Raw genomic sequence first — 13,758 nt, forward strand, 5'->3', positions numbered from 1 at the left:
TAGACAACTTGATACGGAAGCGCCATGACTGTTTCGTGACAAACGTGTGATTTCTGAGGTAGCCTACCCGTCGACATGAGTATGCAGGACACCGCTTCTTCCGGAGTCGCGCTGTGGCGCCTGGTCGCCGACGGCATCGAGCGCGGCATCGCCGACGGCCGCTTTGCCGCCGGGGACAAACTGCCGGGCGAGATGGAGATCGCCGAAACCTATCGCGTGAACCGCCACACCGTGCGACGCGCGCTGGCCGCGCTTGCGGAGCGCGGCCTCGTGCGGGCCGAGCGCGGCAGCGGAACCTATGTCGAGGCACAGCGCCTCGCCTACCCGCTGCGCTCGCGCACGCGGTTTTCCGAGATCGTCGGCGCCGGCGGCCGCGAGCCACGCGGCCAGTTGATCGAAGCTTCGGAAGACGTCGCAACCCGTGAGCTCGCGCGGGAGCTCGGCCTGAAGGTCGGCGCACCGCTCGTCCGGATCGAAGCTATTCGCCTCGCCGACCGCACGCCGATCTGTGTCTCCACCACCTGGCTGTCAGCAGAGCTGTTTCCGAACGCGGGCACCGTGTTCGCGGCCACGCGCTCGATGACAAAGCTGCTGGAGCATTACGGCGTCCGCGACTACCAGCGCGGCGCGACCCGGATCACCGCCGGCATCGTCGACGCGACCGACGCCGCGCGGCTCGATCTGGCGCTCGGCCGGCCGATCCTGGTGGTCGACGCCACCGACCTCGATCTCGACGGCAAACCGCTGGTAACCAAGCACTCGCGCTTCGCGGCGGAGCGCGTGGAATTCCTGGTGGAGAACGGGTGAGCTGCCTGTTCTCCCTCTCCCCGTTCCTACGGGGTCGCGACGAGCTTCGCTCGCGGTGAGAATCATAGGGTGGGCAAGGGCGCGCCCTTCGCGCGCCGTGCCCACCATCTTTCCCGCGATGTCGACGTGAACGGTGGGCACGCTTGGCTTTGCCCACCCTACGGGGTCTGTGATCAGGCCACCGCGCGCCGCCCGATGATGGCGAAGCGGAGTTTTCCCGAGATGAAATCGATCGCGGCGACCGCGACCAGGATCATCAGGATCAGGAACGACACCTTCTGCCACTCCAGCACGCGGATCTGCTCGGCGAGTTGAAGACCGATGCCGCCAGCGCCGACGATACCGATGATGGTGGCCGAGCGCGTGTTCGATTCGATGAAGTAGAGCACCTGGCCGGCGATCACGGGCAGCACCTGCGGCATCAGGCCGAACCTGATCTCATGCAGCGCACTGCCGCCCGAGGCGCGGATGCCTTCGACCTGCTTCTGGTCGGCGCCCTCGATCGCCTCCGAGAACAGCTTGCCGAAGGCACCGAAATCCGACACCGCGATGGCGAGCACACCGGCAAACGGACCGAGCCCGACGACATTGATCCAGACCAGCGCCCAGATCAACGTATCGACGCCGCGGATCGAATCGAGGAAGCGCCGGACCGGAAAACGAAAGATGTTCGACGGCACCACGTTGCGCGCGGCGAGCAGACTGACCGGAAGCGCAAACAGCGCGGCGAGCGAGGTGCCGAGCAGCGCGATCGACAACGTCTCGCCCAGCGCCTGCAGATATAGCGGCAGCGACGCACCGGGATCTGGCGGGATCATCATCATGCTGATCCAGCCGAGCTGGCTCAGCCCCGAGATGAGGCGCGACGGCGAAAAGTCGAGATCGACCAGGCCGAACACGAAGACGGCCAGAGCGGCGGCGAGCACCAGAGGCGTTGCGAGGCGTGCAGAGGCCGGCCGGTCGAACACATCGGGATAACGCGCGCGAAGCCGTGCGGTGTCGACCTCCTGAGGCTTGCTCACGTCCGCGCCTCCTTGCCGAACAGGCGGCCGCGCAACCAGCCGGTCGTGATGTCAATGATGAAGACCGTCACGATGATGGTAAGCAGGATCGCGCTGACGTCCGAATAGTAGAACTTGCGGATGGCGACGACGAGCTCCTGACCGATGCCGCCGGCGCCGACGAAGCCCATGACGGAAGCTTCGCGGACGTTGATCTCGAAGCGCAGCAGGGCATAGCTGGCATAGCCGGCAGTAACCTGCGGCACGACGGCGAAGCGCATGCAGGAGAGCCAGCTCGCGCCGGTCGAGCGGATGCCTTCCACCGGCTTCATGTCGGCATTCTCGACGATCTCCGAGAACAGCTTGCCGAGCGCACCGGTGGAGTGGATCGCAATCGCGAGCACGCCCGCCATCGGTCCGAGGCCGAAGGCAATGACGAAGATGAGCGCGAAGACGATGCCCGGCACCGTGCGCGCGAATTCAAGCAGTCGACGCACGAGGAAGCGCAGCCAGGGCCCCGGCGAGGTGTTCTCCGCGGCGAAGAAGTTGAGCGCGAAGGCGAAGACGGCACCGATCAGCGTGCCAACATAGCTGATCAGCAGCGTCTCGCCGAGCATCTTCAGCCATTTGCGCCAGCCCCAGAGCCACTCGCCGACATCGGTCCAGACGCGCTGGCCACTGTCGAGCGTGAGGATGCGGTCGAAATAGCTGACGAAGTTGCCGAAATAGGTGAAGAGCGTGCGCAGGTTCACTTCCGCGCCGATCGCCGACAGGATCAGGGCGGCGACGAACAGCGCGATTCCAAACAGGAGACGAAGCCGCTTGCGCGTGACCGCCTGGCGGTAGGCGGCATTGAGCGCGGCCAATTGCTGTTCGGGAAGGATCGAAACCGCGAGCGTCATTTGATCAGGGAACGTGGCCCGTCAAAAAGAGGAAGAGCCGGGTCCATCGACCCGGCTCCAGTGCGTCGTCCCGAAACTCAGAACGCCTTCTTCTTACGCAGCGCATCGACGAACTTGATCAGCTCGATCGTGCCATCCCAATCCTTGGTGCTCGCGGGATGAAAACCCTTCTTCTGGCCGTCGGAGAGGCGCTCGAACGCCGCCTTGTCCTTGGTCGGCGCCTCGAAAAACGCCTTCGCGATCGCCGCCTTGGCGTCTTCCGGCAGGTCGGTGTTGTAGGCGTAGGGGCCGTTGATGATCGGCGCCGACTTGTGGATGATACGGAAATCGTCCTTCTTCATCGCCGAACCGTCGGCGTTCTTCAGCATGCCCTTGGTCAGCATCTGCGCCAGCGTGGAATCATCGTCGCTGGTCCACTGGTTGGCCGCGACGTCCACCGTGCCCTGCGCCAGCGCCAGCATCGCGTTCTCATGGCTGCCCGTGAAGACGACCTTGCTGAAATAGGTGTCGGCGTCCGGAATGCCCATCTTGTCGAGCTCGAAGCGCGGCACGTTGTTGCCGGAGGTCGAGTTCGGATCGACGAGGCCGAGATTCTTGCCCTTGAGCTGATCGACGCTCTTGTAGGGGCTGCTCGCCTTGACGAAGAACACCGAGTAATAGCCGGTCGAGCCGTCGGCGTTGATGTCATTGGCGAAGGCGTCGGTCTTGACGCCGGTCAGGCGGGCGCGCGCGAACGATGCCGAGCCGTAGCTTGCGATGTGGATGTTGCCGGCGCGCTGGCCCTCGATCACGGCGGCATAGTCGTTGGCGATCCGCAGCGTGACCTTCACGCCGAGCTGCTTCGACAGATATTCCACGAACGGCGTCCAGCGCTCGGTGACGCCGGAGGCGTTTTCGGCCGGAACGACCGCGAAGGTGAGTTCGGGATATTTGGCTTTCCAGTCTTCGGCGGAGGCGGATCCGGCAAAGGCCAGCGCGGCGGCGCCGGCAAGGACTAGTCTGCGAGTAATCATGATACCCTCTTCATCGGTTGGGGTCGGTTGACGCGAAACTGAAAACATAGGCGCCGGTTCAGGCTGCCGCCGCGGTCCCGAGCGCGGGAACGCCTGCGGGCGCCGGCACGGGCATGCCGCCCATGACGTCGGCGGCTTCGAGGTCATAGAGCTCGCGCGCGACATGATCAGTCAGCGCGGACGGTGCGCCGTCGAACACCACGCGGCCCGCCGCCATGCCGATCAGGCGGTCGCAATAGCTGCGCGCCAGATCGAGCGAATGCAGGTTGCACAGCACGGTGATGCCGAAGTGCTTGTTGATGCGGAGCAGCGCATCCATCACGATCTTGGTGTTGCGCGGATCGAGCGAGGCGATCGGCTCATCGGCGAGAATGATGTCGGGCTGCTGGACCAGCGCGCGTGCGATCGCAACGCGCTGCTGCTGGCCGCCGGAAAGCTGGTCGGCACGCTGGGCGGCGAGCGAGGCGATGTCGAACTGCTCGAGCGCCGACATCGCCAGCGCCCTGTCCTGCTCGGGCCAGACCTGCGTGAGCGAACGCCAGGCAGGGATCGCCGCGAGTCGCCCCATCAGAACGTTGGTCAGCACATCGAGCCTGCCGACCAGGTTGAACTGCTGGAAGATCATTGCCGATCGCGCCCGCCACTGCCGCAGCTCCTTGCCGCGCAGCGCGGTGACGTCGACGCCCTCGAACAGGATGCGACCCTGTGTCGGCGTCACGAGGCGATTGATGGTCCGCAGCAAAGTCGACTTGCCGGCGCCGGATCGTCCGATCACGCCAACGAAGCCGCCGGGGGAAATTTGAAACGAAGCGTCGTCCACCGCGGCTTTTGCGCCGAAGCGGCACGTCAGGCCTTCCACCACCAGCATGCAGTGCTCCAAAGTAGCTGGCTGCCACCGCTAACGCCGACGCTTGACACTTGTGTGACACGTGCGTGGCCGTGCGGCGATCCAACACACCTCGTCCCCTGTCATCACTGCGTCATGACGTTGTCATCGAGCCGCTCGAAGACGGACGCCCGCCCTCGCGCTTTCGGATGCAACATGGCCGCCAAAATGCTTTCGGTCGAACCGACCATTGATCCCTCGGCGAAGCTGCATGAGACGAGGCTCGGCGCCTACACCGAGGTCGGCGCGCGCACGATCCTGCATGAAGTGGCGATGGGCGATTACTCCTACGTCGTGAACGACGCGCAGATCACCTACACCACCATTGGAAAATTCTGCTCGATCGCGGCGATGACGCGCATCAATCCCGGCAATCATCCGATGCATCGCGCCACGCAGGCCCATTTCACCTATCGCTCGAGCGCCTACTTCGCGGGCGAGAGCGACGATTCCGAGTTCTTCGACTGGCGGCGCCAGCATCACGTCCATATCGGCCACGACGTCTGGATCGGCCATGGCGCGATCGTGCTGCCCGGCCGCAACATCGGCACCGGCGCGGTGATCGCGGCCGGCGCCATCGTCACCAAGGACGTGCCGGCTTATACTATTGTCGCAGGCAATCCGGCGCGGATCGTCCGGCGGCGTTTCTCGGAAGAGATCGCCGGAAGGCTCGCCAGGCTCGCGTGGTGGGATTGGGATCACGACAAATTGCGTGAGGCCCTGCCCGATTTCCGCAAGCTCGGGATTGAAGATTTCCTGTCGACATACGAAGCACGCGCGAGTTCCATTACAAGTTCTCTTGCCAGCCAACGAAGCGCGGTCGCGTGACAGACATTTTCCTTGAAGGTGGCCGGACCCTGATCGGCTCCGAGCTCGTCGAAACTTCACTTGCGGTGTCCGGACAGGACATTGCAGGGATCGATGCTCCTCGCGGCCGTGCCCGGCTTGCAATAAGCGCGCGCAACCTGCTCGTCCTGCCCGGCATCGTCGATCTGCACGGCGATGCCTTCGAGCGGCAGATGATGCCGCGCGCCGGCGTCGACTTCCCGATCGACGTCGCGCTCGCCGACAGCGACCGCCAGGCGATCAGCAACGGCATCACCACGGTGTTCCACGCCACGACCTGGTCGTGGGAGCCGGGCCTGCGCAGCGGCGACAATGCGCGGCGCCTGCTCGAGGCGATCGAGCGCCAGCGCCCGCAATTCGCCGCCGACACCCGCTTCCATCTGCGGCACGAGACCTACAATCTCGATGCCGAGACCGAGATCGGCCAATGGCTCGTCGAAGGCCGTGTCGACCTGTTCGCCTTCAACGACCACATGGACGGCACCGTTGCCGACATGGCCAAGCCGCGTAAGCGCAACCGCATGGTGGAGCGCACGGCACTGTCGAACGAAGACTTCGACCGGCTGGTCGATCACGTGGTGTCGCGCGCCACTGAGGTGCCGGCCTCGATCGCGCGACTCGCTGCGGCTGCACGCGCTGCCGAGGTGAGGATGCTGTCGCACGACGACGGAACGCCGGCGATGCGCCGGGAATATCGCACCATGGGCGCGACGATCGCCGAGTTTCCGATCAATGAAGAGACGGCGCGGGACGCCGCTGCCAACGGCGACGCCATCGTCTACGGCGCGCCGAACGTCGTGCGCGGCGGTAGCCACACCGGCTGGACCAAGGCGTCTGACATGATCGCCAAGGGGCTCTGCTCCGTGCTGGCGTCGGACTATTATTATCCCGCGCCGCTGCTCGCCGCATTCCGGCTCGCCGCCGACGGCGTCTTGCCGCTCACCGAAGCCTGGAATCTGGTCTCGGCCGGGCCCGCGCACGCAACCGGCCTTGCCGATCGCGGCACCCTCGCGGAAGGACGGCGCGCCGACATCCTCCTCGTCGACGACACCGTGCCGCTGCGGCCGCGGCTCGTTGCGGTGATCGCCGCAGGCCGACTGGTGCACCTGACCGATGCGACACGATTGCTCGGCCCGGCGGCCACGCCGCGCGAAGCTGTCGTTGCGGCTTAGACCGGCTATGCTGGAGCAATGACAGCTTTCCCGCGCTACGCGATCTACTACGCCGCCGACGCCGACAGCGCGCTCTCGCGCTTTGGCGCCGAGCTGCTCGGCTATGACGCTCACTCCGGCAACGAGCTGCCCTTCCCCGAGGACGCACGGCGCGTCGCACCGGACTGGCGCGACGTCAGCGCCGATCCCCGCAAATACGGCTTTCACGCCACGCTGAAGGCGCCGATGGCACTGACGTCCGGAAAGACCGAGGCCGAGCTCGCCGCCGCCTGCGCGACATTCGCCGCGAGGCCGCGGCGCATTCCGGTGATCCGCCCCGTCGTCGACTCCATCAGCGGCTTCATTGCCGTCATTCCGGCCGAGCCGGTCGATGCACTCCAGCAGCTTGCCGCCGATTGCGCGCGCGATTTCGACGCTTTCCGCGCCGCCCTGACTGCCGACGATCGTGCGCGGCGCAAGCCCGAGAAGCTCAGCGAGCGGCAGCGCGACTATCTCGACCGCTGGGGCTACCCCTACGTGATGGAAGAGTTCCGCTTCCACATGACGCTGACGGGACGGCTGGACGCGGAGCGGCGCGGGCCGATCATCGAGATGCTGCGGCAACGGTTTGTCACGCTCCATCTCGCCACGCTCGCGATCAATCGCATCGCACTGTTCAAGCAAGACGACACGACGGCACGCTTCCGTATCATCGGTGAATGGCCTTTGACGCGATAGACCTCAGCGCCAGCTCGCAAGATTGAAGCCGAGCGCCACGGCGCCGACCAGAACGAGGCTGGCCGCCCAGATCGCATCCAGATTGAACCAGCTTCGCGCGACGAACCGCAATCCCAGATAGCGGTAGACCAGCCACGCCAGAGATCCGCCGGCGCCGATCATGGCGGCAACGTGCACCAGGGACACCAGCACGGCCATCGCGAGACTTGCCTTCATCAGCGCGCCGGCGGCCTCGTGGCCGGCATCGAGGTCGAAGGCCTGGCAGAGCCCGAGATAGATCGGCACGAGCATCAGGGCGGCGCCGTGAGCAATGGCGACCGCAAACGACCAGACCGCCAATTGCGTCGGCGGAATTCGCGCCAGCGCGCGCGGATGGCGCCGCACGATCAGCCGATAGACGCCGAAGCCGATGACGAGAAGGCTTGCACTGATCTGGATCGCACGCTGCCACTCGGCCAGCACCAGCAGGAACGCGAATGGCAGCAGCACGAGAAGCGTTGCCAGCAGATGCCCGGCCGACAGGGCCCACAGCGCACGGAACAGCGCGCGCGGGCTCTTGTCCATGAGCCCGGCTGAAACGGCGAGCGGCCATCCCATCCCCGGATTGACCCCGTGATAGAGACCGCTCGCAACAAGGGCGAGCCACAGCCAGCCGAGCGTCGGGCTCGCGTGCCCCCAATCTAGGCCGACGGGTAGCAAAAGGAGTCCGTCGAACAATCGCCGCCCTCCAGCCTGATCTGGTGCGCACGATATCCGTCGGGGAAGCTCACGAAATAATCTTTGGCGAGCTCGAGGCCGCCGCTGCCACCGACATTGGCCATGACTTCGACGCCCGGCATCCCATCGGGATAGAACTGGTCGTCCCAGGTGGAATAGAGCGAATTGGTCCAGTACACGCGCCTGCCGTCGCGGCTGATCTCGACCATCTGCGGGCCACCTGCATATGCCTTGCCGTTCGGATGCGACGCGCGGCGCACGATGCCTCCGGTGTGCACCGAGCCTGCAAGCTTGGGCTTTCTGGGATCGCTGACATCGTACTGGCGCATCTCGCCGGTGCCCCAACAGGAGACGTAGAGAAACCGATCGTCCATCGACAGATCGATGTCGGTCACCAGCGGCGGGACGGCACCAAACCCCTGCAAGAGCGGCGGAAGCTTCTCTTTGGCTGCTGGCTCCGGCGGGATGGTCGCCGTCTTCTCGGCATGGAATTTCCCGCCCTCGCGCCACCAGGTCCAGATCGAGCCTTCGAGATTGGTGGTGTCGACCACCACGCCGGCAAAGCCGTATTCGCGAACCGGATCGTGCGCGGGCCGTACCTCCAGCGCCATCTGATGATTGGCGCCGAGGTCGATCGTCTGCACGTTGCGCCGGGCGCGGAGATCCCAGAAGTGGAGACGATGGCCATATTTGTTCGACAGCAGGTCCTCCGGGACGATCCCGTTCTCGAACTGGGGCGGCAAGCCCCATTCGCTCGTCACCATGTAGTCGCGGGGCAGGTTCCACCAGAAATCATAGTGCAGCGTCTGCGGACCGCGATCGATCTCCCATCGTCCAAGAACCTCGAACGTCTCGCAATCCATGATGAAGACGCCCGGAGGCCCGTTGGTGCCGTCCTTGCCGCCGCCGCCCAGCGTGCTCACATAGACGCCGTCCGGCCCGCAATGGATGGTATGCGGTCGCGAATAGCCGGTCTTCTTGAAGACCTCCTCGGGTTCGATGATCTTGTGGATATTGGCTTTGGTCGGATCGGGCTTGGTATCGATGATGTAGATTCGCGACGAGCGCAGCCCGGGGATGATGAGATAGCGCCGCTCGATGAAGGCGTGTCCCGCGAGCGGCGACAGCGCGGAGGAGCAGGCATTCCAGCCGAAGTGATGAAACTCGTCGCCCTTGTTGGGCATCGTCACAGTGTGGACGATCTGGCTGTAGGTCGGCGATCCCGGCTTGACGTCGACGACCGCCAGAGCGTCCGGCTTTGAGAAATCCGGACTGAGCAGCAGCGTATAGGCAAAGTTCTCCGCAGGAGCTTCCATCGCCAGCTTGGGCGATGCGTGAAAGGTCGGATCTGGCCTCATCGTCATGGCACTGCCTCCCTGTTTCGTCGGTTCGCGCCAACCTGGCTCGGGATAACGACATAATGAAGAGGTGTTGCGCGATGTCTTGAAAGTGCTCCGCAGGGCCCGGTTGGCCGGCATACAATACGTGATCGCCGGGCTGCAGAAAACCGGCCGAACCGCGCCAATTCGACGCCGTCACGCGAAATGGGCTGATGAGATGGTGCTCGAGTGCGCACCTCACCTTCAGTGTCGTCCCGGCCCTCGCCGGGACGACAGCTGAGATATCCAACGCCGGCCGAGCGAGTGGCGCGCTACTTCCCCCAGCGCAGCGCGAGTGCGTCGCGCTCCTTGGCCAGCTCCAGGAGGCCCGCACGCGTCGCCGGATGCAGCGGCTGCAGGGGATGCCGGACGGCATCCGACTTGATCACGCCGCCGGCCTGCATCATCACCTTGCAGGCGACCAGGCCACACTGGCGGTTCTCGTAGTTGATCAGCGGCAGCCAGCGTTCATAGGCGGCTTTCGCCTCCTCGCGCTTGCCTGCGAAATAGGGATCGATGATCTGGCGGATGCCGTCGGGATAGCCGCCGCCGGTCATTGCGCCGGTCGCGCCAGCATCGAGATCGGCGAGCAGCGTGATCGCTTCCTCGCCGTCCCAGGGCCCCTCGATATCGCTGCCGCCCGCCTCGATCAGGCTCCTCAGCTTCGCAGCGGCGCCGGGTACCTCGATCTTGAAGTAACGGATGTTGGAGAACTCGCGCGCCAACCGCGCAAGCAACTCGACCGAGAGCGGCGTGCCCGCCACCGGCGCATCCTGGATCATGATGGGAATATTGATCGCATCCGAGAGCACGCGGAAGAACTCGACGATGCCCTTCTCGGGCACCCGGAACGTCGCGCCGTGATAGGGCGGCATGACCATCACCATGGCCGCACCCGCAGCTTCAGCCTGCTTGCTGCGCGCGGCGCAGACGGCCGAGCTGAAATGGCTGGTGGTGACGATGACGGGAACCCGCCCCGCAACATGCTCCAGCACCGCATGCATCACGGTTTCCCGTTCGGCATCGGTGAGCACGAACTGCTCGGAGAAATTGGCGAGGATGCAGAGGCCGTTCGAGCCGGCATCGATCATGAAATCGATGCAGCGGCGCTGGCCCTCGAGATCGAGCTCGCCGCGATCGTCGAAGATGGTGGGCGCGACCGGGAACACGCCGCGATAGGGGCGCTGGGCCTTAGGTGTTGGCGTGACCGGCATCGAACTCTCCATCCCTGATGATCTCGTAACTCTGTCGCAGCGCGCGCTTGGCGCGGCGGCACAGATGTACTCGGGGCGAGGACCTGCGGCAATGCCGATCCGCGCACCGATGGGACGGAGAAATATTGTGGCTAAGCGGTCTTCACTGCCCCGAGGAAGCCCTCGACCGCGACGCGGAGGCGGTCGGCATCGACCGACATCTTCCTGACCGATTCGAACAGCACGTTTCCGGCATTGCCGGTCTTGCGGTTGAGGCTGGCGACGCCGCCGATGGTGTCGGTGACCTCGCGGGTGCCTTGTGCAGCCTGCTGGAAGTTGCGCGAGATCTCGGTGGTCGCCGCACGCTGTTCTTCGACGGCGGCGGCAATCGCCGTCATCTTCTCGTCGATGCCGCTGATGGCGCCGCCGATGGATCGGATCGCGGCAACCGCCTGCCCCGTAGCGCCCTGGATCTCCTCGACCTGCCGCGAAATCTCTTCCGTCGCGGTCGCGGTCTGCGCCGCAAGGCTCTTGACCTCGCCGGCGACGACGGCAAAGCCGCGGCCGGCTTCACCGGCGCGCGCCGCCTCGATGGTCGCATTCAGCGCCAGGAGGTTGGTCTGGCCGGCGATGGCATTGATCATCTTCACGACTTCGCCGATACGGCTCGCGGTCTGGTCGAGGATCTCGACCGTCGCGTTGGTCTGCTCGGCCTGCGACACCGCTTCGCGCGCCTCGCGTGCGCTCGCCTGCACCTGCGCGGAGATTTCGCCGACGGAGGCGGAGAGCTCTTCGGTCGCAGCCGCGATGGTTTCGAGATTGTTGGTGGCCTGCTCGGCGGCGGAGGAGACCGCCGCGGTCTGGCTGCTCGATTCCGAAACCAGCGAACGCATGCCCGTCGCCGTGGCATCAAGCTCCTTGGCCGATGCCGCAACGCTCTGAATGACGGCCTGCACGGTGTCGTCAAAGCTGTGGCAGGCGGCATCGACGGTGCCGGAGCGCGCGAGCTGCAAGGCTTGCTGCGATTCGCGCTCCTGGCCCAGCCGCTCGGCAGTCGCCGCGCTCTCGCGCAGGCTTTCGAGCGCAGCTGCCATGGTGCCGAACTCGTCGGGATATTTCGACTGCGGAACCGGGGTCGCAAAATCACGCGCGCCGATGCGCGCGATGGCGTCCAGGATGGCGCGGACCGGGCGGACCAGGCGACTACGCACCACGAACACGCCGGCCAGAGTCACGGCCAGCGCAAGCAGGAACGCGAGCGACTGCACGACGAGGTTGGTGAGGGCCCTCTCCCGAACCGTCTCCGCGCGCGCGATCGACTGGTCCAGCGCCTCGTTCGCCACAGCGACGATCGGCGCAAACGGCGACTGGCAGAGCGCGTTCCATTCCGACGCAGGCAGCGCCGGACGACCACTGCCGTCGAGATTCCTGGTGAGGTCACCGATCTGCTTGAGAACGCCGTCGGTCTTGACCCGTGCGGCCTTCGCCGCGTTGACCAGTTCCGGCGTCACGTCAGGCGCGGCCAGGAGCTCGCCCATGCCGGTCCAGCCGGCGCCAACGATGCCGCTCCAGCCGGCAACGGTCTGCTTCTGGGCCTCGTCGAGCGGCTTGCTGCTGTTGATATTGGGGCGCAGCGTCGAGCATTGGATGCCGTAGCGATCACGCACCTGCCAGGCGAGGCGGCGGACCTGAATCATGCGAGCGATGAAAGGGTCGTTCATCCAGGCGCGGTTCGACACCGCCGTGGATGCCAGGTTCGCGGTGTCGATGACCTTGGTGACGGCATCGTACCAGGCACCGGTCCGCTCCAGCTTGCGCTCGGCACGCGGGTGCCTCGCCTCGTCATAGAACAGCTGGAATTGCGGCGCGGCTTCGTTCCAGCGCTGCTTCAGCGTGCTCGCGAGCTCGTCGCGCCCGGCAAATTCGATGGTGGAAAGCGCCGCGACGATGGCCTCAAAGCCCGCCTGCTCGGCCTTTTCGGCTTCACCGAGCTTGGTACGCGGATCGTCCTCGCCGAGCAATGCGCTCTGGGCGTCGCCGCGATTGTTGCGCAGTGACAGCACGCCATGGAAGATTGCCTTGTCGGCAGCCGCCAGTCGTCCGGTCTCGAGGCTGTCACGATAGCGGCCGAAGGCGCCGGCCATTTGGATCGCGGTGCTGGTCAGGGCCCCGACGGCCAGCAAGGCCATCAAAACCAGAAGGAGCGTGCTTACCGATTTCTTAAACATTGCCATGCGCAAGGGGCCAAGTCTTCACTGGTGGCCACCTTGCATCGCGACATGCCAACGTTTCGTTAAGGTTTCAATCGAATTGCGGACAACTCCCGATCTCCCGGCGCTTCAGGCCTCGGACATCATGCGACTTTGGTGAAATCGGGCGGACGGCGCTCGGCGAAGGCCGTGAATGCTTCGCGCGCCTCGGCCGTGCGGAGGCGCTGCGCGAACTGCTCGCCCTCCGCATTCATCTGCGCGACCAGGGCCTCGCCGTTGCGCATCAGCCGCTTGGTGGCGGTGAGCGCGCCGGCCGGCTGGCGAGCCAGGCGCTGGGCCAGCGCGAGCGCTTCGGCGTCGAGCTTGTCGAGCGGCACGACGCGATTGGCCAAGCCCCATTCCAGCGCAGATTTGGCAGGGACAGTTTCGCCCAGCGCGAACATTTCATAGGCACGTGCGTAGCCGATGCGCGCCGGCATCAGCAGGCTCGAGGCCGCTTCCGGCACCAGCGCCAGGCTGACGAACGGCGTCGACAATTGCGCATTGTCGGCGAGCACGACGAGGTCGCAATGCAGCAGCATGGTGGTGCCGACGCCGACGGCCCGGCCCTGCACGGCAGCGACCAGCGGGCGGGTGCAGCGCGCCAGCGATTGGATGAAGCGCACAACGTTGCGGCTGCCTTCGGACTTGCCGCTCGCCACCGCCGCGAACTCTCCGACATCGTTGCCGGCAGTGAACATGTCGCCTTCCCCGCGGATCAGCAGCACGCGCACTGAGGTATCGGATTCGGCGGATTCGATGGTGTCGGCGAGCTTGCCGTACATCGCATCCGTCAGCGCGTTCTTCTTGTCGGGACGCGCCAGGGTGAGAGTGAGAATTCCGCCGCTGTTCTCGATCCGCACTTGCTCGGCCATT

At 65.4% G+C, this 13,758-nt stretch carries 13 protein-coding genes; 4 read left to right on the forward strand and 9 right to left on the reverse strand.

Annotated features, from left to right (window positions below):
* The first annotated feature begins 75 nt into the window (after positions 1–75).
* Positions 76–807: a phosphonate metabolism transcriptional regulator PhnF gene (phnF, locus tag AXW67_RS28770; RefSeq protein WP_063680607.1), complete on the forward strand. Its 732-nt coding sequence runs from the start codon at positions 76–78 to the stop codon at positions 805–807.
* A 173-nt stretch (positions 808–980) separates the two neighbouring features.
* Here phnF and phnE (AXW67_RS28775) read toward each other — a convergent pair whose 3' ends face one another.
* From phnE (AXW67_RS28775) to phnC, 4 genes are all read right to left on the reverse strand, one after another.
* Positions 981–1,829, reverse strand: a complete 849-nt coding sequence (phnE, locus tag AXW67_RS28775; RefSeq protein ID WP_063680608.1) for a phosphonate ABC transporter, permease protein PhnE — start codon at positions 1,827–1,829, stop codon at positions 981–983.
* Complete coding sequence (gene phnE / locus AXW67_RS28780) at positions 1,826–2,710, reverse strand: phosphonate ABC transporter, permease protein PhnE (protein ID WP_063680609.1); 885 nt, start codon at positions 2,708–2,710, stop codon at positions 1,826–1,828. Before phnE (AXW67_RS28780) ends, phnE (AXW67_RS28775) begins: the two co-directional genes overlap by 4 nt.
* Before the next feature lie 77 nt (positions 2,711–2,787).
* Positions 2,788–3,723, reverse strand: a complete 936-nt coding sequence (gene phnD / locus AXW67_RS28785; protein ID WP_063680610.1) for a phosphonate ABC transporter substrate-binding protein — start codon at positions 3,721–3,723, stop codon at positions 2,788–2,790.
* A gap of 58 nt (positions 3,724–3,781) precedes the next feature.
* Positions 3,782–4,591, reverse strand: coding sequence for a phosphonate ABC transporter ATP-binding protein (gene phnC / locus AXW67_RS28790; RefSeq protein ID WP_063680611.1), 810 nt, complete (start codon positions 4,589–4,591; stop codon positions 3,782–3,784).
* 174 nt (positions 4,592–4,765) lie between these two features.
* Between phnC and AXW67_RS28795 the strand changes: the two genes are divergently transcribed.
* The 3 genes from AXW67_RS28795 to AXW67_RS28805 are packed head-to-tail and all read left to right on the forward strand — an operon-like array spanning position 4,766 to position 7,344.
* Positions 4,766–5,437 carry a transferase hexapeptide repeat family protein gene (locus AXW67_RS28795; RefSeq protein ID WP_063680612.1) on the forward strand — a complete coding sequence of 224 codons (672 nt, stop codon included), beginning with the start codon at positions 4,766–4,768 and terminating at the stop codon, positions 5,435–5,437.
* On the forward strand, positions 5,434–6,627 hold the full coding sequence (locus AXW67_RS28800) for an alpha-D-ribose 1-methylphosphonate 5-triphosphate diphosphatase (RefSeq protein WP_063680613.1): 1,194 nt from the start codon (positions 5,434–5,436) through the stop codon (positions 6,625–6,627). The genes AXW67_RS28795 and AXW67_RS28800 overlap by 4 nt, the downstream gene beginning before the upstream one ends.
* An 18-nt stretch (positions 6,628–6,645) precedes the next feature.
* Positions 6,646–7,344 carry a DUF1045 domain-containing protein gene (locus AXW67_RS28805; RefSeq protein WP_063680614.1) on the forward strand — a complete coding sequence of 233 codons (699 nt, stop codon included), beginning with the start codon at positions 6,646–6,648 and terminating at the stop codon, positions 7,342–7,344.
* Positions 7,345–7,347: 3 nt separating this feature from the next.
* Here the strand turns inward: AXW67_RS28805 and AXW67_RS28810 are convergent, their stop codons facing one another.
* The 5 genes from AXW67_RS28810 to AXW67_RS28830 form a co-directional block, all read right to left on the reverse strand.
* Positions 7,348–7,941, reverse strand: a complete 594-nt coding sequence (locus AXW67_RS28810) for a hypothetical protein (RefSeq protein ID WP_145927943.1) — start codon at positions 7,939–7,941, stop codon at positions 7,348–7,350.
* An 83-nt stretch (positions 7,942–8,024) separates the two neighbouring features.
* On the reverse strand, positions 8,025–9,425 hold the full coding sequence (locus tag AXW67_RS28815; RefSeq protein WP_063680616.1) for a selenium-binding protein SBP56-related protein: 1,401 nt from the start codon (positions 9,423–9,425) through the stop codon (positions 8,025–8,027).
* A 287-nt stretch (positions 9,426–9,712) separates the two neighbouring features.
* Positions 9,713–10,654, reverse strand: a complete 942-nt coding sequence (locus tag AXW67_RS28820) for a dihydrodipicolinate synthase family protein (protein WP_063680672.1) — start codon at positions 10,652–10,654, stop codon at positions 9,713–9,715.
* Between the two features lie 131 nt (positions 10,655–10,785).
* Entirely contained in the window at positions 10,786–12,867 is a 2,082-nt protein-coding gene (locus AXW67_RS28825; protein ID WP_063680617.1) for a methyl-accepting chemotaxis protein, read from the reverse strand.
* A gap of 119 nt (positions 12,868–12,986) precedes the next feature.
* Complete coding sequence (locus AXW67_RS28830) at positions 12,987–13,757, reverse strand: enoyl-CoA hydratase (protein WP_027552188.1); 771 nt, start codon at positions 13,755–13,757, stop codon at positions 12,987–12,989.
* Between the last annotated feature and the right edge of the window lies 1 nt (position 13,758).

This window comes from Bradyrhizobium neotropicale (genome assembly GCF_001641695.1).
In the GTDB taxonomy this organism is placed as follows: domain Bacteria; phylum Pseudomonadota; class Alphaproteobacteria; order Rhizobiales; family Xanthobacteraceae; genus Bradyrhizobium; species Bradyrhizobium neotropicale.

Bases quoted from the DNA above. Each gene is read 5' to 3' on its own strand.
- phnE (WP_063680609.1), bottom strand. From the start codon at position 2,710: ATGACGCTCGCGGTTTCGATCCTTCCCGAACAGCAATTGGCCGCGCTC.
- AXW67_RS28820 (WP_063680672.1), bottom strand. From the start codon at position 10,654: ATGCCGGTCACGCCAACACCTAAGGCCCAGCGCCCCTATCGCGGCGTG.
- AXW67_RS28815 (WP_063680616.1), bottom strand. From the start codon at position 9,425: ATGACGATGAGGCCAGATCCGACCTTTCACGCATCGCCCAAGCTGGCG.
- phnF (WP_063680607.1), top strand. From the start codon at position 76: ATGAGTATGCAGGACACCGCTTCTTCCGGAGTCGCGCTGTGGCGCCTG.
- phnD (WP_063680610.1), bottom strand. From the start codon at position 3,723: ATGATTACTCGCAGACTAGTCCTTGCCGGCGCCGCCGCGCTGGCCTTT.
- phnC (WP_063680611.1), bottom strand. From the start codon at position 4,591: ATGCTGGTGGTGGAAGGCCTGACGTGCCGCTTCGGCGCAAAAGCCGCG.
- AXW67_RS28810 (WP_145927943.1), bottom strand. From the start codon at position 7,941: ATGGGATGGCCGCTCGCCGTTTCAGCCGGGCTCATGGACAAGAGCCCG.
- AXW67_RS28830 (WP_027552188.1), bottom strand. From the start codon at position 13,757: ATGGCCGAGCAAGTGCGGATCGAGAACAGCGGCGGAATTCTCACTCTC.
- AXW67_RS28805 (WP_063680614.1), top strand. From the start codon at position 6,646: ATGACAGCTTTCCCGCGCTACGCGATCTACTACGCCGCCGACGCCGAC.
- AXW67_RS28825 (WP_063680617.1), bottom strand. From the start codon at position 12,867: ATGGCAATGTTTAAGAAATCGGTAAGCACGCTCCTTCTGGTTTTGATG.
- AXW67_RS28795 (WP_063680612.1), top strand. From the start codon at position 4,766: ATGGCCGCCAAAATGCTTTCGGTCGAACCGACCATTGATCCCTCGGCG.